This is a genomic window from Fodinicurvata sp. EGI_FJ10296, from assembly GCF_040712075.1.
Lineage (GTDB): Bacteria > Pseudomonadota > Alphaproteobacteria > DSM-16000 > Inquilinaceae > JBFCVL01.
In genome coordinates this window covers 201,718-221,923 of sequence record NZ_JBFCVL010000002.1, presented here as the reverse complement: position 1 = coordinate 221,923, position 20,206 = coordinate 201,718, and the positions used below count along the sequence as shown (strand labels likewise).

Sequence of the window (20,206 nt, the reverse complement as noted above, 5' to 3'; positions counted from 1 at the left end):
TCTATCCCTCGTTCCCGATCCGGGCTCTGCCTGGGTCCCGGCGCGGCGCTACGGTTTCGCTGCCCGGAAACGTCTCGTGCTCGATCAGGGCGATCCGGCCGCCATAAGCCCGGCGCAGATTTTCGGCCGTATAGACGTCGCGCACGCGGCCCTGGGCGACCGCGCGAACATTGAGGATCAGCAGCCAGTCGAAATAGTCGCGCACCGTCTGGAGATCGTGATGGACGACAATCAGCGTCTTGCCCTGATCGCGGAGCGTGCGCAGGATGTCGACGATGGCGCGTTCCGTCGTTGCGTCCACGCCGGCCATGGGTTCGTCCAGAAAATAGACGTCGGCCTGCTGAACCAGCGCGCGCGCCAGAAACACGCGCTGCTGCTGCCCTCCGGAAAGCTGGCTGATCTGGCGGCCGGCGTAATCTGCCATACCGACCTGATCCAGGGCGTGGGTGGCTTCTTCCCGCTCCAGCCGGCCGGGGCGTCTCAGCCAGCCGAGATGCCCGTAGAGGCCCATCGTCACGACGTCGAGAGCGGTCGTCGGAAAATCCCAATCGACGCTGGAGCGTTGCGGCACATAGCCGACCCGCCGTCTCTGCGCCTTGTAGGGACGTCCGAAAATGCGGACATGGCCCGCTGTCGGCCGTATCAGACCGAGAACAGCCTTGATCAGCGTGCTTTTTCCCGCACCGTTGGGCCCGATAATCGCCGTCATCATGCCGGGCGGGACGTCGAAATCGATATCCCAAAGGACAGGTTTGCTGTGATAGCTGACTGTCAGGTCTTCGACATGCAGTGCGAGCGACGGCTCATGAAGCAAATCATTCATGTCGCGCTCCCGATCCGGTTGCTACAGGTTCCACTGTTCTGCCCAGCCGGCCAGGGCGTCGGGCAGGGGAGGCACCGTCCCGCCCAGAGCGTCGACGATGTGGACGGTGTTGGAATGTATCATACCGATATATGTACCGCTCGCGGTACCGTCGTCACCCATCGCGTCGGAATAAAGTTCTCCGCCAATCTCGACGTCGTGTCCGCCTTGCCTGGCCGCATCGATGACGGCCTGCATCGTCCGGGGGTTGATCGTTGTTTCCACGAAGACCGCCGGTACGCCCAGTTCCGCAACCATGTCCGCCGTTTCGCGAATGTCTGCGACCGAGGCTTCGGCTTCAGTGCTGATGCCCTGAATGCCGACGACGTCTATTCCGTAGGCCCGGCCATAATAGGCGAAAGCGTCATGAGCCGTGATCATCGTGCGCCGATCCTCTGGTATGGTGGCAACGCTTTCATGGACCCAGTCGTCCAACGCGGCAAGTTGGGCGGCATACGAGGCGGCGTTCGCCTCGATCGCGTCGCCGCAATCGGGGCGAAGTTCCGTCATCGTCCCGGCGATCGTGGGGACGATGCGCGACCACAAGCCGGCATCCATCCATAAATGCGGGTCGTTGCCGGAGCCGTCCTGCACGGTGATCAATTCTTCGGGAGGAATTGATGCCGGGGAGACCGCAACCGTCGGCTTTGTCTCGGAGAAGCGTTCCAGAACGTCGCCGAGTTGTCCCTCAAGTGTATATCCCGAATAGAAGATGACCTGTGCGTCGCGAAAGGCCTGAACGTCCCGCGCGCTTGCCTGATATAAATGAGGGTCGACGCCGGGCCCCATAAGGGCGGTCACTGTTACGCAGTCGCCGCCGACATTCTTCACGACATCGCCGATCATCCCGATCGTCACCACGACGTCGAGCGGGGTGTCATTCGATGGCGTGGAATCGGCATTAGCGACGGTCGTGCCGGCAACTGCTGACAGAACCATCAGTGGCAACGACCTGGCCAGCGGGGCGAGCCGCAGCTTTATCCTATACCCATTTGTCATCCAGTTTGCCTTCCGTAAGAGAATTAGCCTAGGCTATATTTTGGTGCCGCATATGTCAATGGGATCACACCGGTGCCGAGCCGGCCCGCTCCGGAATTCGGTTTTCAGCCCGGCTCATCCTCAGTCCGGGGTTTCGTCCGGGATTCTGCCGGGACCGGTAGTGCGGCCATGGAGAAATCGCTCGAACGCCTGAAGCGTTTCGTCACTGACATGGTGTTCGATGCCTTCCGCGTCGCTGCGCGCGGCATCGTGTCCAACCCCCAGCGATAACAGGAAAGCCTCAACGAGCTGATGGCGCTTGCGGCTGGTCTCGGCAAGCTGTTTGCCGGCGTCGGTCAAAAAGACGCCCCGATACGGGCGGCGTGAGATCAGTCCTTCCTCGTCCAGCCGCTTGAGCATTTTGGCGACGGTCGGTTGAGCCACGCCCAGGCGCTGGGCGATGTCGACCTGTCGGGCTTCGCCATGGGCGTCCATGAAATCGGCGATCAACTCGACGTAATCTTCCGCCAATTCGGTCCGACGGGCATTGCGGGCCTTGCGGAAACCTTCCGCGTGGCTTTCGGCATCGATCAGGGCCGGCTGGTTGGTGCGGGCGCGCTTGGGGTTTTTCATCGGGGCAGGGGGCGTCGTTCCATTGCGGCTGGCGTCTCATTATCATTCTCACAGGCAATTTGTATAGAGCTTGCTATATGCGACGGCCCGTTGCTGTGTGTCCCCCCCTGTGCCCCCCTGCGACCGCGCCCGTTCTGCAATCTCACGAACTCACATCCCTTCGTCGAATTTTGCTGCAAGTACGCTGGATACGGATAATCTGTGATTTTCCTCGGACAAAGTCACCGGCAGTGCGCCGGTTGTGTATAAGACCGCATATTGCAACTATAGGGGTGGATCATGCCTGATATTACACTTGGTGTTCATCGTGGGGGAGCCTCCGGCGTTTCGCACAGCCCGCCAAAGGTCAAGTCGACCGAGCAGGGAGTCGCCTACAATCCGTTCTGGCTGGATCTGTCGCAGGAACCCACGCCGCTCGACCCGGAATGGCGCATGAACGGCATTGTCATCAACTGGCTTCTGAAAGAAAGCCCGATGGGGCTGTGGTCACAACTCATCATCGGGTTCGAGGCGACCAGCCTTGGCGCCATCAAGGCTTTCATGGCAAAATTCTTCCCGAATATCGTCATGTCCGATGACGATCTGCGGAAATTCCTGATGCTCGGGCATCCGACCCTGGCCAGCCACATACGCGGGGGTACGGTGCTTTCGCAAATGGTCGGCGGCGCGGCTGCCAGAGAACAATTCATCATCGGCAATTACAGCGGCGTCCTGGGCGGCGAACTGCACCACAGCAAGGGTTTTTTCCAGCGCAGCCGACGCTGGAAAATCAATTATAATTCAGGCCGCTACGGCGATCAGCATATACTGAATTCGGCGGACAAGAATCTTGCCAAACAGACCGTAAAGCTTCTGTTCAAGCGCTATACCGGTTCCGACGTCACCGATTGAACGCGCAGTTCATCGGCCCGTCACCGAACGAGACCAGGCGCGCGTGATATCGAACTGAATAGTGTCGATTGTCGCGATTCAGACTATAAGGGCCGGCTGTCTTCCATCGACAGCCGGCCCTTTTCCTGTGGGTAGAACATGGCGTTCAATGGACCGTCGTGCTCGCCCGCATGACTTCCAACTGTTCGGCAATGCGCTTCCAGTTGTATGTCTTGTCCTGGTCGCCGCTGGCGCTTGCCCATTGTGCTCTCAGCACGGCGGCGGCTATCGCTGTTTCTCCCAGGCTTGCGTCAAGGGATAGGGCGATAGCGTTTATATCGGTTTGTGTCAGCATCTTGCCGTCCCTCCGGTTAAGTTGTTCATTCAAGTATACGCTCATAGTGGTCGTTTGGTTCAGAGACTATTTTGTGAACTTTTCCGTTATCGGATGCGGGAGCCTACCCCGTTTGGGTCGGGTGCACCGACTTCAGCCATGACGGGTAACCGGTGCTTCATGGGGCCAGGCCGGCCGGGTCGCGACATCTCTGGCGCCGCAGCGCCCGCAAACCATTCGTGCGCCGACTTCCGGGACCGGAAAAGCCGCTCCCAGACGGCCAATCAATGTCGCCAACGGCACGACCGCGTTGTGCCGGCAGCGATTGCACCAGCAAAAGACATCGTTGCCGCCGGCATGGAGATCCGATAGCGTTGCCGGCTGTCCTGCCGCCTTCTCCTGCCGGTCCAGTTGTTCCCGTTTGATCGCACCCATATCATCGGTTCCGCCATGTCTTTGAAGGGCATGTCATCAAGTGGCGGCCGGAATGTCGGCGCCATGGCGGCGATGGTATCCCCTGGATGAGAACATAACAAGAACAAACGCGTCATAACGACGGCCCCCGACCGGCAGCTGGGCCAGTGCGGGGGGCGGACCGGCTCTTCAGTCGCTGATCACCCTGAGCCGCGGTCGCCTCAGACAGTCGATGGCATCCCTCAGCGACGAGGAGCGTGCAATCCGGCGGTTGGAGTCGAACACCGCGAACTCGATGCCGCGCGGTTGCGGGATCTTCGCAATCGAGAACAGGGCCTTGTCATGGGTATGACGAAACACGCTGAAGACCGCTATGCCGGACGAGTGGTCGATGGCATAGTCCCGCCAGTCGCCTTCAGAGACATGGGTGCTGTAGAGAGCCAGGAGCTGGGACAGTTCGGAACGATCGAAGAAGACCCGGCCTGCGCGTTTTCGCCGATAATCCGAAAGCCGGACAATGCGGCTGTCCCGTTGGCCGGCTTTCCGGTGCACGGGGGGCGTTTCCATTGCGGAAGACATGGTGTGGTGACTCCGTTACGCCTGAAGATCGACACTCCCACTTTTTCACGTATTGTTCATCGAAAAGGGCTCCGCGTCCAGCAATCGTCCACTGGACCGAATTGGCCCCCGGTCGGGGGCGAATGGAGGGATGAACGGGGGGCGACCGGCGGTCGTGCTTGACCCGGTCGCGGGGGATTGGTAACTCGCCAACAGGCGGGCCGATCTCTGTCCGCCCCTGGCAAGACTGCCGGGCCCAAATTCGTTGGGCTTGAACTCACCGGGCATGACGCCCACGCGACGGGATGGCCGAGTACGATGTCCGATATTTTCCGTGAAATCGACGAGTCAATGCGCGAGGACCGCGCCAAACAGGTCTGGCAGCGCTATGGGACCTGGATCGTCGCGGCTGTCGTGTTCGTCGTGGCGGCATCGGCGGGGTGGGTATTCTATCAGAATTACGCCGAAAACCGCGACCGCGCACAAACCGCCGAGTTGATCAGGGCGAGCGAAACGGCGGCGGAAGACACCGAGGCCGGCCTTGCGGCCATTCAGTCCTATCTGCAGTCGGCCGATGGCGGCCAGTTGACGGTTGCCCGCTTCCACGAGGCCGCATTGCTCGCCGAATCGGGCAGGCGCGAGGACGCCGTCGCGGCGTATCGTCTGATCGCCGAACAGACACAGGCTCCGTGGTCCGACGCCGCGACCGTGCTCGCTGTTCTGCACGATCTGGATAATGGCGACCCTGCCTCGCTCCGCGATGACCTGACGCCGCTTGCTGCCGGTACCAGTCCCTGGCGCTTCTCCGCACGCGAAATGGTGGCGCTCCTCTATAGCCGCGAGGGGCGCATCGCCGATGCCATCCCGGAATGGCAGGCGCTGGCCGACAGCGAAGACGCGCCGCCGGGTATTCGATCCCGTGCGTCAGAGATGCTGGCGCTGCACGATGGACAAGCCGCGCCGTCGGGTTCATGACGTGGGGACGAGTTCATGACGTCCAGGTTAATGACTTGATTTCAGGCACGGGCAAATCAGGCGCCAACAAGAAGACGGGCGTCGAAAGGAGGTCGAGGGTGATCGAAACTGGGGGTGCATTAGTCCGTATAGGATCACTCGCGGCCGTCGTGCTGGCAGTTGCCGGCTGCGATACGTGGTTTGGCGGTCAGGACGATCCGCCGTTGCCGGGTCAACGCATCGCGGTCATGGAATCCTCGGAAACACTGTCTCCGGACGGGGCGCTTTCCGGCGCGCCGATCCAGATATCGTCGCCGACGACCAATGCTGCCTGGCCACTGGCCGGCGGTAATGCGGCGGCGAATCCTGACCATCCCGCTCTCAACTACCCGCTTTCTCGGGTCTGGGCGACTGATGTCGGTACGGGCAGCGGCAGCATCCGGCGCGTGACGGCGCGGCCGATCGTCGCCGGCGGAACGGTCTACACCATGGATGCCGAGGGTCGGGTGGCAGCCGTCGACGCGACGTCGGGCAACCAGCGTTGGCGCGTCCGCGTTGGCGATCCCGACGAACGGGGACGCGGCCAGGCGGGTGGTCTTGCATTCGCCGACGGAAAATTGTTCGCCACGACCGGCTTCGGAGAAGTGGTCGCCGTCGACCCCAGCAATGGCGGCCTGATCTGGACACGCAAGATCGGTGCGCCGATCCGCAGCGCCCCGACCGTGGCCGGAAATACCGTCTATGCGATAACCGCCAACAACCAGATGCACGCGCTCGATGCCGGCAACGGCCAGCCGCGCTGGTCGCACACCGCGATCGAGGAACCGACCGGCCTTCTGGGCGGTGCCGGACCGTCGATTGCGCCCGGCGTCGCCATCGCACCCTATTCGTCGGGCGATATCTACGCTTTGCGGCAGGAATCGGGCCTGGAGCTCTGGGTCGACAGCGTCGCAACATTGCGCCGTGGCCGGGCCAACATCTCCGACGTGACGGCCGATGTCGTCATCGACGGACCGATTGCGATTGCATCGGGTCAGAGCGGGCGGATGATTGCCGTGGATGTTCGCAGCGGCGCCCGCATATGGGAGCAGCAAGCCGGAGGTGGCACGACACCGTGGCTGGACGGCGATACGGTTTTCGCCGTGACATCCGGCAATCAGGTTGTCGCCCTTTCGCGAACGGATGGCCGTGTCCGCTGGGCTCGTCAGCTCGATCGGTATCGCTATCCGGACAGCCAGACCGACCCGCTGCTCTGGAGCGGTCCGATATTGGCCGGAGGCCGGCTGATCGCGGTAGGGTCGCACGGAACGGCGGCGGTCCTCGATCCCCGCTCGGGCGAGGTCGTGGACAGCTTCGAGATCGGTGCCGGCTCGTCGGTTCCGCCGGTTGTCGCCAACGGAACGCTTTATGTCCTCGATGACAACGCGACGCTGATCGCCTATCGGTAGCCCGGCTGATTTCGGCAGCGCGCCGGTTCAGACCGGGTCCGATTTCGGGTCCGACTGGTGAGCCGATTGCCAATCGCCGGTCCGGTTCCGGCATGTTGTGCCGAGACCGGCTTTGCGTGATATGGTAGTCCGGTGCCGTCCGGACTGCTGCTCGCCGCTCGTAGTTGTCCGAAGGCGGGGTCCGATTGGTTCGGGCCCCCATTTTCATGAACCAGGAAGTTAATCGGGCCATGGCTCTGACCGTCGCCATTCTCGGCCGGCCGAATGTCGGAAAATCCACGCTGTTCAATCGTCTGATCGGGCGGTCGCTTGCGCTGGTCGACGACACCCCCGGCGTTACCCGCGACCGTCGCTATGGCAAGGCGCGTATCGGGTCGTTTTCGTTCACCGCCATCGATACCGCTGGTCTCGAGGACGCGGAGGAGGGGACGCTTGCCTTTCGCATGCGGGGGCAGACCGAACGCGCATTGGCCGAGGCCGATGTCGCGCTGTTGATTTACGATGCGCGGGCCGGACTGACGCAGATGGATCGCCAGTTTGCCGAAGAACTGAGGAAATCTCCGACACCCGTGATCCTGGTGGCCAATAAATGCGAGGGCCGCAAGGGCGATGCCGGGCTGTACGAGGCGTTCGAACTGGGCCTTGGCGATCCCGTGCCGCTCTCTGCGGCGCATGGCCAGGGGATGGCCGATCTGGTCGAGGCGCTGCTGCCGTATGAACGGCCCGACGCGCCGCCGCCCTCGACAGCGGGCGACGACGACGGCGGTATCGATCCGCTGGAACTCGACGAGGAAGAACTGGCCCGGCTGGCCGAGGATGACACCGTCCCGGCACCTGACGCGCTGGCTGCCGGACCGATCCAGCTCGCCATCATCGGCCGCCCGAATGCCGGAAAATCGACCCTGGTCAACGCCCTGCTGCACGACGACCGGGTTCTGACCGGACCGGAGCCGGGCGTTACCCGCGACAGCATTTCTGTTGACTGGTCATACAAGGATCGCGCCATCCGGCTTGTCGATACCGCTGGCATGCGTCGGCGCAGCCGTGTGCAGAACAAGGTCGAGCGGCTGTCGGTTTCGGATGCTTTGAACAGTGTGCGCCTGTCGCAGGTCGTCGTTCTGGTCATGGATGCCGAAAGCATTCTCGACAAGCAGGACCTGACCATCGCTCGGCACGTCGTCGAGGAAGGGCGCGCTCTGGTCGTCGCGGTGAACAAATGGGACACCGTCGCTGATCACAAGGCGGTCATCCGCCGCCTCAAGGATCGGCTGGAAACGTCATTGGCTCAGGTTCGCGATGTCGCGACCGTCACGATCTCGGCGCTGCGCGGCCAACGGCTGACCCTGCTGATGGATACGGTTCTCGAAACCTACGATATCTGGAACAAGCGGGTGTCAACGGCGCGTCTCAATCGGTGGCTCTATGCGATGATGGAGTCCCATCCGCCGCCGATGGTTTCGGGGCGGCGACTGAAGCTGCGCTATATTACTCAGGTCAAGGCGCGGCCGCCGACCTTCGCCCTGTGGTCGACGCGGCCGGACGAACTGCCCGACGCGTATTCGCGCTATCTGGTGAACGGGCTGCGTGACGCATTCGACATGCCGGGAGTTCCGATCAGGCTGTTGCTGCGCAAGATCAAGAACCCCTACGACAAGGGCTGATCGAACCGCAGCCGTCTTCATCATTTGGCGGGTCGATAGAGAAAGTCGTCCGGGAGGCCGAGGCGGCGGCAGGACTGGACCGCCGGCGAGGACGGCAGTACCGTCCTGTCGGCCATCCGGCCGGCCCACCGCAGGGCCCGCAGTTCCCAGGGCTTCGGCATCCACTCCCGTCCCAGTTCGAGGCGCTCGCGGATCCAGTCCGGCAAAATGGCGACCGCAGCCTTTATCAGCGATTGCTGTAGACGCCGGAACGGGCCGGGAAGTGCCGGAACGGTCCACATGATCTCCAGAAATTCGAACACGATCGGCGAGGGGACCAGACGTGGTGCCATGGCTTCGAACAGGGTGTCGAGATCGGCTTGCGTCGACGGAGCGCCGGTGGCGCCGTAAAGATCGGCGGCGGCTTTGCCTTCGCTCAGCAGGCAATCCCGCTCTGCAGCCGACAGCGGCCGCGCCAGTCTGTGATAGGCTTCCATGAAGCCGAAGCTCGCGGTCGCCTGAACCCAATTCAGCAATTCCGGGTCATTGGCACGATAGGCCATGCCCTCCAGGGTCGTTCCGGTTACGCGGCCGTGCCGGGCGACGACGCCGGCAATCATGGCTTCCGCCTTGCTGCGCGGGCCGTAGACGGTGACCATCGCAGCGAGCCCGGTACGCTGAAGTCGGGTCAGCGGCGCTGTACGAAAGCTGCTGTGCTGCCATACCCCATCGCGGATGCGCGGTTCGGCGAACTCCAGCAGCACGGCCCCGACGCCGCCGACGAACAGGGTAAGCGGGTTCTTGAACACTCGCCACGACACGGAATCGGGGGCCACCAGAGCGGGCTCGCCCACCGGTCGGGAAAAGTCGAACGTTAACGCGGATGGTGCATCGTCTGGCTGAAGCAGCCGGCTTGCTGTCCTGTCGATCCAGCCTGTGAACGGTAACGCCAACGTCGTCCATCCTCCGGCTTCATTGCCCGCACCAGGAACGCCGGCCATGCCGATACGTTCCCATCATTGCCAGGTGGGATGAAGCACGGCGGGGAGCAATCAGGCGATCGTATCGACGCCGTTCCGGTCGAGGCGGGCACCATTGAGCGTACAGGCCGTCTCGGCCAGTTGGACAAAGGCCTCCGTCACCGCATCGGGCATTGGATTCTTGTCCTCCGGCTCGCCCGGAAAACCTTCACGCCGCAGACCGGTCTCGACCGGGCCGGGATCGATGAGATTGACGCGCATCAGGCTTCGCGCCATCTCGGCGGCATAGGTGCGCACAAGCATTTCAAGGCCGGCTTTGGAAACGCCATAGCCGCTGAAATAGGCCGTCGGTGTATGGCCGGCGCTGCAGGTTACGAATAGTGCGCGCCCGGCGTCGGACTGTCTCAGCAGCGGGTCCATCGCGCGGATCAGGCGGTGATTGGCCGTCAGATTGACGGCAATCGAATTGTCGAAATCATCCGGCTTGGCATGGGCGAGCGGGGTCAGTGTGCCGAGCCGTGCCGCGTTGCCGACCAGTACGTCCAGCCGGCCGAACCGCTCCGCCAGCGACGATGCCAGGGCGTACACCCGTTCGCTTTCCGTCAGATCGATCGGAATGCCGACGGCCTTGCCGCCAGCCTCGGCGATTGAATCGTACACTTCTTCCAGGGCGCCGACGGTCCGGGCACATAGCAGAACGGTGGCCCCTTCGGCAGCGTATCGCCGCGCTACCGCCGCGCCAATGCCGCGTGACGCCCCGGTAACGAGTGCGATACGGCCTTCCAGCCGCCGTGAGGAGGAGAACCCGGAATCGGGGCTGGCGTCGGTCATGGGATAAAGAATTCCGTTGTCGTTGTTCAGCGGCGATAGGCGTCAGATGCGATGGGACATCACGGACGCCGCACTTCGGTCAATCCGGACAGTTCGGGCTGGCGCTCGGCATCGTCGCGGTCGGTCAGGCCAATCGGATAATCGCCCGTGAAACAGGCATCGCAGAATGTCGGGTTGGCCGGATCGCGCCTGGCTTCGCCCATGGCGCGGTACAAGCCGTCGATGCTGATAAAGGCGAGGCTGTCGACGCCGATGGCTTCGGCCATCTCTTCGACTGACATTCTATCGGCCAGCAGTTCCTCCTTGGCCGGGGTATCGATGCCGTAGAAGCAGGGATGAGCGGTCGGCGGGCTGGATATCCGCATATGCACTTCGCGCGCTCCGGCCTGGCGGACCATCTGCACGATCTTGCGGCTGGTCGTGCCGCGCACGATGCTGTCATCGACGAGGACCACGCGCTTGCCTTCGATCATCGAGCGGTTGGCGTTATGCTTGAGCCGCACGCCCAGATTCCGGATCTGGTCCGTCGGCTCGATGAATGTGCGGCCGACATAGTGATTGCGGATAATGCCGAGTTCGAAGGGTACGCCGCTTTCGGCGGCATAGCCGATGGCCGCCGGTACACCGCTGTCCGGAACCGGGATCACCGCATCGGACGGTGCCGGTGACTCTCGCGCCAGTTCCCGACCGATTTCCCGCCGCGCGGCGTAGACCGATCGGCCTTCCAGCGCGCTGTCGGGACGGGCGAAATAGATGTACTCGAAGACGCAGAACCGCGACTTTTTGGGCGCCATCGGGTGCAGGCTCTTGACGCCGTCGGCGGTCAGAACGACCATTTCGCCCGGTTCGATGTCCCGGATATAGGTGGCGCCGATGATGTCGAGCGCGCAGGTTTCCGAGGCGACGATGTTGGCCGTCGATCCCGACGGCGTTTCAAGGACACCCAGCACCAACGGCCGCACGCCCAGGGGGTCGCGAATGGCGATAACCATGTCCTTGGCCATGGCGACCAGCGAATATGCCCCTTCGATCTGACGGACCGCCTCGACCATCTTGTCGATAACCGATCCACCGAGGCTGGTGGCCATCAGATGGATGAGCACCTCGGTATCGGTCGTCGACTGGAACAGCGAGCCGCGCCTGACCAGCTGCCGACGCAGTTGATAGGCATTTGTCAGATTGCCGTTATGGCCGATGGCAAAGCCGCCGAACTCGAAATCGGCGAACAGCGGCTGGACATTGCGCAGGCGCGTGGCCCCGGTCGTCGCATATCGGTTGTGACCGATCGCCGCATGGCCGAGCAGCGCGTTCACCACGCCCGGCGCGTCGAACGTATCGCCGACATGGCCGAGAGCGCGGTGGGCGTGAAAGTGGAACGAGTCGCCGGCGGCGTCTTCCATGGAAACTATCCCGCAGGCTTCCTGGCCCCGGTGCTGCAGCGCATGGAGGCCGAGCGCGGCCATGGCCGCGGCTTCCGGATGGCCATGCACGCCGAAGACGCCGCATTCCTCGTGCAGCTTGTCGTCGTCGTGCCCGCTTTCATCCGTGATGTCGGCGATAGGCTGGAACGGATCAGTTGTCAGCATAGTCAATCGGCTCTCCCGATGGATGCGGCGCCCAGAGCCGCCGCAGGGCTAGTTTCCGTGCTCGATCAGGCTTTCCAGTCGACCGCGCGCGGAATCGCTGTAGCCGGTGTCAGGATTCTCAGGCGGCGTTGTAGCCGACGGGTCGCCATCACGGAAGCGAGAAGGGTCAAGTCGCCTCAGTCTTTCGTAAGAATCGAGCGTTTCATCGATGCGCCCCCGCATCCCGTCGGCTCGTCCCAGTCCGTCGGCCATGGTTTCGTCGGGTACCACCGAAACCAGTATTGCGGCGCCCCGGGCAACCATTGCCTCGGAGCGGGCATCTGCGACCCAGTCGGGGCGGGACGCCGGATCCGGGAAAAACCATACGATCACCAGATAGCCGAGCGATACCAGTGCCGCACCCCGCAAAAGACCGAACAGGAAGCCAAGCGATCTGTCGATGGCATTGATGGCCGATCCGGTGACCAGACGGGCGATATAGTGGCAGATGATCGACAGCACGATCAGGGTCACGATGAACACGACGGTTCCGCCGACGATATCAGCGAGCAGGTCCATACTGATATAGGTGCGGGCGACATCGCTTGCCACGGGAAACGTATACAAGGTCACCAGCGCAGCGCCAACCCAGCCGGCGATTGCAAGAACCTCGCGCGTGAAGCCCCGGAAGAACGCCAGAATCGCCGAGACGAACAGAATGCCCAATACCGCTATATCGCCCGGCGTCATTTGTATCGATCCCGCTGCATCATTCGAACATGTCCATCCGTTACCTGGTATACGTACCAAAGTCATGCATAGCCATTCCGGCTCAGTCCTGCAGGGCTATTGTTTCGGCCCCGACCAGAGTTCGTCGCCGAACATCGGCAACAGGTCTTCCACATGCGCCATTTCCGATACCTGAAGGGCGTCATGGCCGGAAACGGTGGCGGATTTGCGGCCTTGGCGTCCGCGCCGTACCGGCACGATGGCGCTGGTAAAGCCGAGTTTGACGGCTTCTTTCAGGCGTGTGTCCATCTGACTGACAGCCCTGATCTCCGCCGACAGGCCGATTTCACCGAAGACAACGGTTTCGCGCGGCAAGGGCTGGCCCGAAAGTGAGGACAGAAGCGCGGCGGCGACGGCAAGGTCGGCCGCCGGTTCCGCGATTCGAAGGCCACCGGCGACGTTCAGATAGACGTCGCGCGGCCCGATAGGCACGCCGCAGCGCGCTTCGAGAACGGCAAGCACCATGGCCAGACGGGCGTTGTCCCAGCCGACGACCGCGCGCCGGGGCGTGCCGAGCGGCGAGGGCGCCACCAGGGCCTGAATTTCCACGAGGACCGGCCTCGTGCCCTCCAATCCGGCGAACACGCTGGCGCCGGACACATCTCCGCGCCGGTCGGCAAGGAACAGTTCGGAGGGATTCTCGACCTCAAGAAGCCCTTCTTCGGCCATCTCGAACACGCCGATTTCGTCGGTCGGGCCGAAACGGTTCTTGATCCCGCGCAGGATGCGGAAATGGTGGCCGCGCTCACCTTCGAAATGAAGGACACAGTCCACCATGTGTTCCAGCACGCGCGGACCGGCGATGGCGCCGTCCTTGGTCACATGCCCGACCAGAAACAGGCAGATGCCACGCCGCTTTGCAACGCGGATCAGTTCCGACGCCGAGGATCGGACCTGGGCCACTGTCCCCGGCGCGCTGTCCAGACTGTCGATATACATTGTCTGGATCGAATCGATCACCGCCACCTTGGGGCCGTCGGCGCGGTCGAGGGATGCCACGATATCGCGGACACTGGTCGCGGAGGCCAGCTGGACGCCGGCGCCCGCCAATCCCAGGCGGGCTGCGCGCATGCGGACCTGCTCTACGGCCTCCTCGCCGGAGATATAGGCACAGCTCTGATCGGCCGCCATTCGGCATACGACCTGAAGGAGCAATGTCGATTTGCCGATGCCGGGATCGCCGCCGATCAGGATCGCGGAGCCCGGGACCATGCCGCCGCCGCAAACGCGGTCGAATTCCGCGATGCCGGAAAGGCGCCTCGGCGGATCGGCCGTGTGCTGGTCCAGGCCGACGAAGTCGATCGCCCGCCCGCGGCCCGCCGACAGTCCCTTGGGCCGGGTTTCCGGAGCCGCTTCTTCGACGATGCTGTTCCACGACCCGCACTGGTCGCACTGGCCCGCCCATTTGGTGTGAACGGTGCCACAGGTCTGACAGGTATATCGGGTCGATTGGCGGGCCATCCGTGTCTCATTCTCGGCTGCGTGGCGTATTGAGGGGGCTTACCGGGCCAACACGGGCATGGTGATCGGACCCTCACCGTGGCCGTTCACGAACTGGTCGACATAGGGATTGCCGGAGTTGAAGATTGTGTCGGCCGGGCCGGCCCAGATGATCCTGCCCTCGTACAGCATTGCGATTCGGTCTCCGATCTTGCGGGCGCTCGCCATATCATGCGTTATCGACAGAGCCGTCGCGCCCAGGCTTCGGACGCAGCGGACGATCAGGTCGTTGATCACGTCGCTCATGATCGGGTCCAGGCCCGTCGTCGGTTCGTCGAACAGCAGAATTTCCGGGTCGGCCGCGATGGCGCGCGCCAGCGCCACCCTTTTCTGCATGCCGCCCGACAGTTCCGACGGCAGCAATTCCGCAACCTCGGCATCCAGACCCACCATCGCCAGCTTGTCGACCGCGAGCGCGCGGGCCTGCGCCTTGTTCAGGTGGCCCCGCTGCAGCAGTGCGAAGCTGACGTTCCGCCAGACCGGCAGGCTGTCGAAAAGAGCCGAGCCCTGAAACAGCATGCCCACTTGCTGCATTCTTTCGAGGCGGGCACGGCGGCCCAGGCCGCGCGTTTCTTCGCCATCGATCCGGATACTTCCGGCGTCAGCCTCCATCAGCCCAAGCAGACATTTCAGCATCACCGATTTTCCGGTGCCCGACCCGCCAATGACAACCACGCTTTCGCCTTTGGCAATGGTGAGGTCGAGTCCGTCGAGGACGGATTTTTCGCCGAACGATTTGCAAAGACCGGCCAAAGCGATCTTGGGGACGGGGTGATCGTGCATCATCGCGAGAAGAAGACCTCTGTCAGCCCGTAGTTGAAGCACAGGATCAGGATCGAGGCGGAAACCACGGCGCTGGTCGTTGCCGCGCCGACGCCCTGGGCGCCGCCGCGCGAAGAATAGCCGTGATAGCAGCCCATCAGGGCGATGATGAAGCCGAACACCGCTGCCTTGACCAGCCCCGAGATGACGTCGATCGCCTCAAGATAGCCCCAGGTATTGCTGAGATGCACAGCCGGATTGAAGCCCAGCTTGTAGACCGCGATCAGGAACCCGCCGAAGACGCCGATAATATCGGCGACCAGAACCAGACATGGCAGCATCAGGGTGCCCGCGATCAGCCTTGGGGCGATCAGGTACTTCATCGGATCGGTCGACAGCGTGGTCAGCGCATCGATCTGGTCGGTCACGCGCATCGTGCCGATTTCCGCAGCCATGGCGGCACCGATGCGCCCGGCGACCATCAGCCCTGCAAGCACGGGCCCGAGTTCGCGGGTGATCGAGACGACGACGATCGTGGCAATCGCGTCTTCGGCATTGAACCGTGAAAAGCCGGTATAGCTTTGCAGCGCCAGCACCATCCCGGTAAAGAGCGCGGTCAGCCCGACCACCGGCAGCGAGTAATAGCCGATGTCGACCATCTGGCGGACGATCGCTCCGACATGGATTGGCGGGCGGAAGCAATGGCTGACGCCGGTGGCGGCAAAAATCGCGATCCGGCCGACGGCGGCCAGGAAGCCGAGAAACGAGCGCCCGATCGGCGCGATCGGGTTGAACGTCACGAAGACACCACGCGACGATGATAGCGACGGCCAAGATCAGTCAGGATCTCATAACCGATCGTGCCGGCTGCAGCGGCGACCCGGTCGACCGGCATGCCGGGCCCTATCGCCTCGACCCAATCCCCGGCCGCGAGCCCCGAGAGCGGCAGGTCCGTGACATCGACTGTCGTCAGATCCATCGAAACACGGCCCATTACCGGCACCTCCTCGCCATTTACCACCATCTTCCCCCGATTGCCGATCGATCGCAGATATCCGTCCGCATAGCCGATGGCAAGGGTGGCAACCGTCATCGGGCGGTCTGCCGTCGCTGTTCCACCATACCCGACCGCATCGCCGCGTCGAACGGAACGCACCTGAAGCACGCGGGCATGAAGTGAAATGACGCACTCCATGGGATTGTCGGCTTCGGGCGTCGGATTGACACCATACAGCGCGCATCCGGGCCGGGCGATATCCAGCCCCCGGCCAGCTTGCCGAAACATGGCCGGCGAATTGGCGATGCTGCCGGGTGCCGAGGGCAATTGGGCGCGGATGGCATCGAATGCCGCGCGCTGACGATCGAGCACCGGGCTGGCGGCGTCGTCGGCCGATGAGGGATGGGACAAATAGCCGGCGACCGAAATCGTCCCCAGCGATGCCGGATCGGCCGCAAGGGCTTCCTGTTCTTGCCAGGTGAGGCCCAGACGGTTCATGGCCGTGTCCAGGTGGATGAATGCCGGCCGCCGTGCGCCGATCGACTCGCACCATCGGCTCCAGCGCTGGATCTCTCCGGGGTGATTGAGAACCGGCATCAGTGAGGCCTGGTCGTAGTCGGCCTCGCATCCCGGCATCAGGCCATTGAGAATACCGATGCGGGCCTGCGGCAGAATCTGACGCAGGTCCAGACCTTCATCGAGATGCGCAACAAAGAAAAGCCGGGCGCCGGCCTCCCACAGGGCCGGGCCGACGATGGCGGCACCCAGGCCGTAGCCGTCGGCCTTGATGACGGCGGCAACCTCATCGGCCGCACCGGTGGCGACGAGCTGGCTGTAGTTTCGGGCGAGCGCGCCGGTATCGATGGTAAGGACGGCGCCGGCCCGCGCCGCCGCCCGGCTGCTCGTCGGAAAATCCGTCAACGGCACGGTCTCTAGCATCCTTTTCGGTACCTGGCCTTTTGCTGGTCGTGCGAGGCCGTTTCACCGGTCGCAGAAATGGGGTGGTTCACAAATCGCCGTCGGCATCGAAACGGGTCTCAAGATTCGAGAACCGGGTGTACGACCCTTCGAAATGAAGGTCCACCGTTCCGGTGGGTCCGTGACGCTGTTTGGCGACGATCACCTGGGCGATGTTGTGTATGCGTTCCATGCGCGATTGCCAATCGGCATGTTCGGGCGTCCCCGCCTCGGGTTCCTTTTTTTCTTCGTAATAGGCGGGGCGGTATACGAACAACACGACATCGGCATCCTGCTCGATGGAGCCGGACTCGCGGAGGTCAGCCAGTTGCGGACGTTTGTCTTCGCGCTGTTCCACCGCGCGCGACAGCTGGGAAAGGGCGACCACAGGCACGTCCAGGTCCTTGGCGATCATCTTAAGACCGCGTGTGATCTCGGAGATCTCCTGAACCCGGTTCTCGGCGTTGCGGCCGTTGGTGGTGGCACCGCGCATCAACTGTACATAGTCGACGACGATCATGCCGAGATCGTGTTGGCGCTTCAGGCGCATGGCCCGCGTGCGCAGCATGGAAATCGTCAGTCCGGCGGTATCGTCGACGAAAAGCGGCGTCGAGCGGATATCCTGCGCCGCCTCGACCAGCCGCGGGAAGTCCTTGCGGGCTATTTCGCCTTTGCGGATCTTCTCGCTCGAAATCTCCGCAGCGTCGGAGAGAATTCGGGTGCCCAACTGCTCCGACGACATCTCAAGTGAGAATACCGCGCAGACGGCCCCCTCGCGCCCCTCGTTGCGGGCATGGGCGCGGGCAGCGTTAAAGGCGATATTGGTGGCCAATGCGGTCTTGCCCATGCCGGGGCGGCCGGCGAGTATCAGCAGATCGGATCTTTGCAGACCGCCAAGCATCCGGTCCAGGTCAACGAGGCCGGTGGTGCAACCCGTAAGGGCGGTGTCACGGTTGAGGGCTTCGCTGGCCGACTGGATCGTGCGGTCGATGATCGTCGAGAACGATTCGAATTCCTTGCGGAAGTCCCCTTCGTTCGCCAGGACGTACAGTTTTTCCTCAGCGCTGCGAATCAGGTCGGGGGTGTCGAGATCGGGATCATAGTCCAGCGCCTCGTCCGTCGTCTCCTGGCCGATGCGTATCAGTTGCCGGCGGACATTCAGGTCGTAGATCGTCTTGGCGTAGTCCTCGGCCGAGCGGGGGGAAACCACGGCAGCCGAAAGCTCGGCGATGTAGCCGATTCCGCCGATGGTTTCCAGCTCGCCGTCGGCCTCGAAATACTGCTGCAGCGTTACCTCGTCGGCGACGCGCAGGCTTTGACGCAAGGTCGAGCAGGCGCTGTAGATCCGGCCGTGAATCGGCCAGAAAAAATGGTCCGGCTTCAGGAAATCCGCGACTCGGTCGATCAGCTCGTTGTCGAACAGAATTGCCCCGAGCAGTGCTTTTTCGGCGGCCTCGTTGGACGGCATGCTGACGGAGGCTTCCTGCCCATTTCCGGCAGCACGACCCGCGTCCGGCCCTGGCGGCCGATTCACGGCCGACGGGTCGGCGGGAAAGGAAACGCTGGATGAGTGCATCGATATGGGGTCGTTTGGCATGGCGGCACTCTAACCGGTTACGGTCGAAAGCGACAGCCTTCAAGCCCGTCACAAGACCATAACCGGATACGATCAGGCTGTGTGCCGATCGCCTCGCCAGCGCTAGGCCGGATTACGAAGCCCGCGCCGTTTCCGTGTGCGCCATAATGTGTTCGCGGTTGCCAGCGAACACCTCGCTCTCTCTTTCTGCGAGTCTTCGCTCATCATCGACCATATAGTCGCGGGTGCGGGGCAGGGTATCGACGTTCTTCGTGATCTGAAGCTGGAACACCATATGGCCCCGATGGCGGAAGGTCGCTTCGCTGGCGGCGAGATAAAATTCCCACATCCGGCAGAACCGCTCGTCATACAGGTCTCTTGCCCGGTCCCGGTTGGCGACGAACCGTTCGCGCCATAGCTTTAGTGTGTCGGCATAGTGAAGGCGGAGAATTTCAACGTCCGTCACCCACAGACCGCGGTTTTCGATCACGGGCAGCACTTCCGACAATGCCGGCGAGTAGCCGCCCGGGAAGATGTATTTGCGAATCCACTGATTGGTGATACCCGGCCCGTCCATGCGTCCGATGGAATGAATCACGGCAACGCCGTCGTCGGTCAGCAGATCGCGGATCCGTTCGAAGAACGCGGGATAGTGGGGAGCGCCGACATGCTCGAACATCCCCACGGAAACGATCCGGTCGAATTTCCCGGAGATGTCCCGATAGTCCGTCATGCGGAAGCCGACGCGGTCGGAAAGGCCGCTTTCCCGGGCGCGCCGATTCGAAACGTCGAATTGTTCCCGGCTCAGGGTGACGCCGGTGACGTCGCATTGCCCGATCGAGCCCAGATAGAGGCCCATGCCGCCCCAGCCCGATCCGATATCGAGCACGGACAGATCGCTGCGGTTCAAATACAGTTTCGACGCAAGGTGGCGTTTCTTCTCAAGTTGCGCACGTTCCAGGTCTTGGTGACCCTCTGTGAAATAGGCGCACGAATACTGGTGATCGTCATCCAGAAACAGGTCATAGAGTTCACCCGACAAGTCGTAATGATGCGCCACGTTGCGGCGCGACCGCTCTGCCGGATTGAACTGGTGCAATAGTCTGCGGATCGCCCGAAACGGCCGGCCGGCCTGCTCGAACGGCAATCGCCCGGAAAAGCCCATATTGCGGCTGACGAGGTCGAGCAAATCGTAGATGGTTCCACGCTCGACCCGTAGTGTGCCGTCCATATAGGCTTCGCCCAGGTGAAGTTGCGCGTTGAAAAAGAGTTTGCGTGGCAAGGCCGGGTCGGTCAGCCGGATAACAACCCCTGTATCGGGAGGGGCGTCGCCGAAGTGATGCCGTTCATTCGACGGGTCGATCACCGTCAACGATCCGGACCGCACCAGTCGATTCAGCAGTCGGGCTAGGAGCATGTCCTTCTCCTGCATAGCCGGGCCCGTGACATGCCGCCAATCGCAGGCGGTGCGAGCCCTATCGCACCATCAAAGGGTCATAATTACACCACCGGACGACCACATCTGTAAATATGTCATCCGCTCTTCGTTCGTGTTGAC

The 20,206-nt window shown here is 62.7% G+C and carries 20 protein-coding genes; 4 read left to right on the top strand and 16 right to left on the bottom strand.

The window, feature by feature from the left end; all coding sequences use genetic code 11:
• Nucleotide 1: 1 nt before the first annotated feature.
• The 3 genes from ABZ728_RS04495 to mntR form a co-directional block, all read right to left on the bottom strand.
• A complete protein-coding gene (locus ABZ728_RS04495; protein ID WP_366654627.1) occupies nucleotides 2-823 on the bottom strand; it encodes a metal ABC transporter ATP-binding protein in 822 nt (273 codons plus the stop codon).
• 21 nt (nucleotides 824-844) lie between these two features.
• Nucleotides 845-1,861: a metal ABC transporter solute-binding protein, Zn/Mn family gene (locus ABZ728_RS04490; RefSeq protein ID WP_366654626.1), complete on the bottom strand. Its 1,017-nt coding sequence runs from the start codon at nucleotides 1,859-1,861 to the stop codon at nucleotides 845-847.
• 120 nt (nucleotides 1,862-1,981) lie between these two features.
• On the bottom strand, nucleotides 1,982-2,473 hold the full coding sequence (gene mntR / locus ABZ728_RS04485) for a manganese-binding transcriptional regulator MntR (protein ID WP_366654625.1): 492 nt from the start codon (nucleotides 2,471-2,473) through the stop codon (nucleotides 1,982-1,984).
• 279 nt (nucleotides 2,474-2,752) lie between these two features.
• On the opposite strand from mntR, the gene ABZ728_RS04480 reads away from it, so the two are divergent.
• A complete protein-coding gene (locus tag ABZ728_RS04480) occupies nucleotides 2,753-3,364 on the top strand; it encodes a hypothetical protein (RefSeq protein ID WP_366654623.1) in 612 nt (203 codons plus the stop codon).
• A gap of 145 nt (nucleotides 3,365-3,509) precedes the next feature.
• On the opposite strand, the gene ABZ728_RS04475 is transcribed toward ABZ728_RS04480, so the two are convergent.
• The 3 genes from ABZ728_RS04475 to ABZ728_RS04465 all read right to left on the bottom strand — a co-directional run bounded on the left by ABZ728_RS04475 (nucleotide 3,510) and on the right by ABZ728_RS04465 (nucleotide 4,670).
• Entirely contained in the window at nucleotides 3,510-3,698 is a 189-nt protein-coding gene (locus ABZ728_RS04475) for a hypothetical protein (protein ID WP_366654621.1), read from the bottom strand.
• A 132-nt stretch (nucleotides 3,699-3,830) separates the two neighbouring features.
• Nucleotides 3,831-4,112: a hypothetical protein gene (locus tag ABZ728_RS04470; protein ID WP_366654619.1), complete on the bottom strand. Its 282-nt coding sequence runs from the start codon at nucleotides 4,110-4,112 to the stop codon at nucleotides 3,831-3,833.
• Nucleotides 4,113-4,280: 168 nt separating this feature from the next.
• Entirely contained in the window at nucleotides 4,281-4,670 is a 390-nt protein-coding gene (locus ABZ728_RS04465) for a DUF2794 domain-containing protein (protein ID WP_366654617.1), read from the bottom strand.
• Nucleotides 4,671-4,967: 297 nt separating this feature from the next.
• Here ABZ728_RS04465 and ABZ728_RS04460 point away from each other — a divergent pair, with 297 nt between their 5' ends.
• The 3 genes from ABZ728_RS04460 to der all read left to right on the top strand — a co-directional run bounded on the left by ABZ728_RS04460 (nucleotide 4,968) and on the right by der (nucleotide 8,712).
• Entirely contained in the window at nucleotides 4,968-5,624 is a 657-nt protein-coding gene (locus ABZ728_RS04460) for a tetratricopeptide repeat protein (protein WP_366654615.1), read from the top strand.
• 98 nt (nucleotides 5,625-5,722) lie between these two features.
• Complete coding sequence (locus tag ABZ728_RS04455; RefSeq protein WP_366654613.1) at nucleotides 5,723-7,051, top strand: PQQ-binding-like beta-propeller repeat protein; 1,329 nt, start codon at nucleotides 5,723-5,725, stop codon at nucleotides 7,049-7,051.
• Nucleotides 7,052-7,281: 230 nt separating this feature from the next.
• A complete protein-coding gene (gene der, locus ABZ728_RS04450) occupies nucleotides 7,282-8,712 on the top strand; it encodes a ribosome biogenesis GTPase Der (protein ID WP_366654611.1) in 1,431 nt (476 codons plus the stop codon).
• Nucleotides 8,713-8,732: 20 nt separating this feature from the next.
• Here the strand turns inward: der and ABZ728_RS04445 are convergent, their stop codons facing one another.
• The 10 genes from ABZ728_RS04445 to ABZ728_RS04400 all read right to left on the bottom strand — a co-directional run bounded on the left by ABZ728_RS04445 (nucleotide 8,733) and on the right by ABZ728_RS04400 (nucleotide 20,065).
• Nucleotides 8,733-9,692 carry an oxygenase MpaB family protein gene (locus tag ABZ728_RS04445; RefSeq protein ID WP_366654609.1) on the bottom strand — a complete coding sequence of 320 codons (960 nt, stop codon included), beginning with the start codon at nucleotides 9,690-9,692 and terminating at the stop codon, nucleotides 8,733-8,735.
• Between the two features lie 51 nt (nucleotides 9,693-9,743).
• The gene (locus ABZ728_RS04440) at nucleotides 9,744-10,502 is read right to left on the bottom strand and encodes an SDR family NAD(P)-dependent oxidoreductase (protein ID WP_366654607.1); all 759 of its coding nucleotides are present in this window, start codon (nucleotides 10,500-10,502) and stop codon (nucleotides 9,744-9,746) included.
• Between the two features lie 59 nt (nucleotides 10,503-10,561).
• Nucleotides 10,562-12,088, bottom strand: coding sequence for an amidophosphoribosyltransferase (gene purF, locus ABZ728_RS04435; RefSeq protein WP_366654606.1), 1,527 nt, complete (start codon nucleotides 12,086-12,088; stop codon nucleotides 10,562-10,564).
• 48 nt (nucleotides 12,089-12,136) lie between these two features.
• Nucleotides 12,137-12,817 (bottom strand): CvpA family protein, encoded by a 681-nt coding sequence (locus ABZ728_RS04430; RefSeq protein WP_366654604.1) that lies wholly within the window; start codon nucleotides 12,815-12,817, stop codon nucleotides 12,137-12,139.
• A gap of 96 nt (nucleotides 12,818-12,913) precedes the next feature.
• The gene (radA, locus tag ABZ728_RS04425) at nucleotides 12,914-14,317 is read right to left on the bottom strand and encodes a DNA repair protein RadA (protein ID WP_366654603.1); all 1,404 of its coding nucleotides are present in this window, start codon (nucleotides 14,315-14,317) and stop codon (nucleotides 12,914-12,916) included.
• A gap of 39 nt (nucleotides 14,318-14,356) precedes the next feature.
• On the bottom strand, nucleotides 14,357-15,139 hold the full coding sequence (locus tag ABZ728_RS04420) for an ATP-binding cassette domain-containing protein (RefSeq protein ID WP_366655088.1): 783 nt from the start codon (nucleotides 15,137-15,139) through the stop codon (nucleotides 14,357-14,359).
• Complete coding sequence (locus ABZ728_RS04415) at nucleotides 15,139-15,918, bottom strand: ABC transporter permease (RefSeq protein ID WP_366654602.1); 780 nt, start codon at nucleotides 15,916-15,918, stop codon at nucleotides 15,139-15,141. The genes ABZ728_RS04420 and ABZ728_RS04415 overlap by 1 nt, the downstream gene beginning before the upstream one ends.
• Nucleotides 15,915-17,042, bottom strand: a complete 1,128-nt coding sequence (gene alr, locus ABZ728_RS04410; protein ID WP_366654600.1) for an alanine racemase — start codon at nucleotides 17,040-17,042, stop codon at nucleotides 15,915-15,917. The genes ABZ728_RS04415 and alr overlap by 4 nt, the downstream gene beginning before the upstream one ends.
• Nucleotides 17,043-17,121: 79 nt before the next feature.
• On the bottom strand, nucleotides 17,122-18,606 hold the full coding sequence (locus ABZ728_RS04405; protein ID WP_366655087.1) for a replicative DNA helicase: 1,485 nt from the start codon (nucleotides 18,604-18,606) through the stop codon (nucleotides 17,122-17,124).
• Between the two features lie 175 nt (nucleotides 18,607-18,781).
• The gene (locus tag ABZ728_RS04400) at nucleotides 18,782-20,065 is read right to left on the bottom strand and encodes a cyclopropane-fatty-acyl-phospholipid synthase family protein (protein WP_366654599.1); all 1,284 of its coding nucleotides are present in this window, start codon (nucleotides 20,063-20,065) and stop codon (nucleotides 18,782-18,784) included.
• Nucleotides 20,066-20,206: the final 141 nt, after the last annotated feature.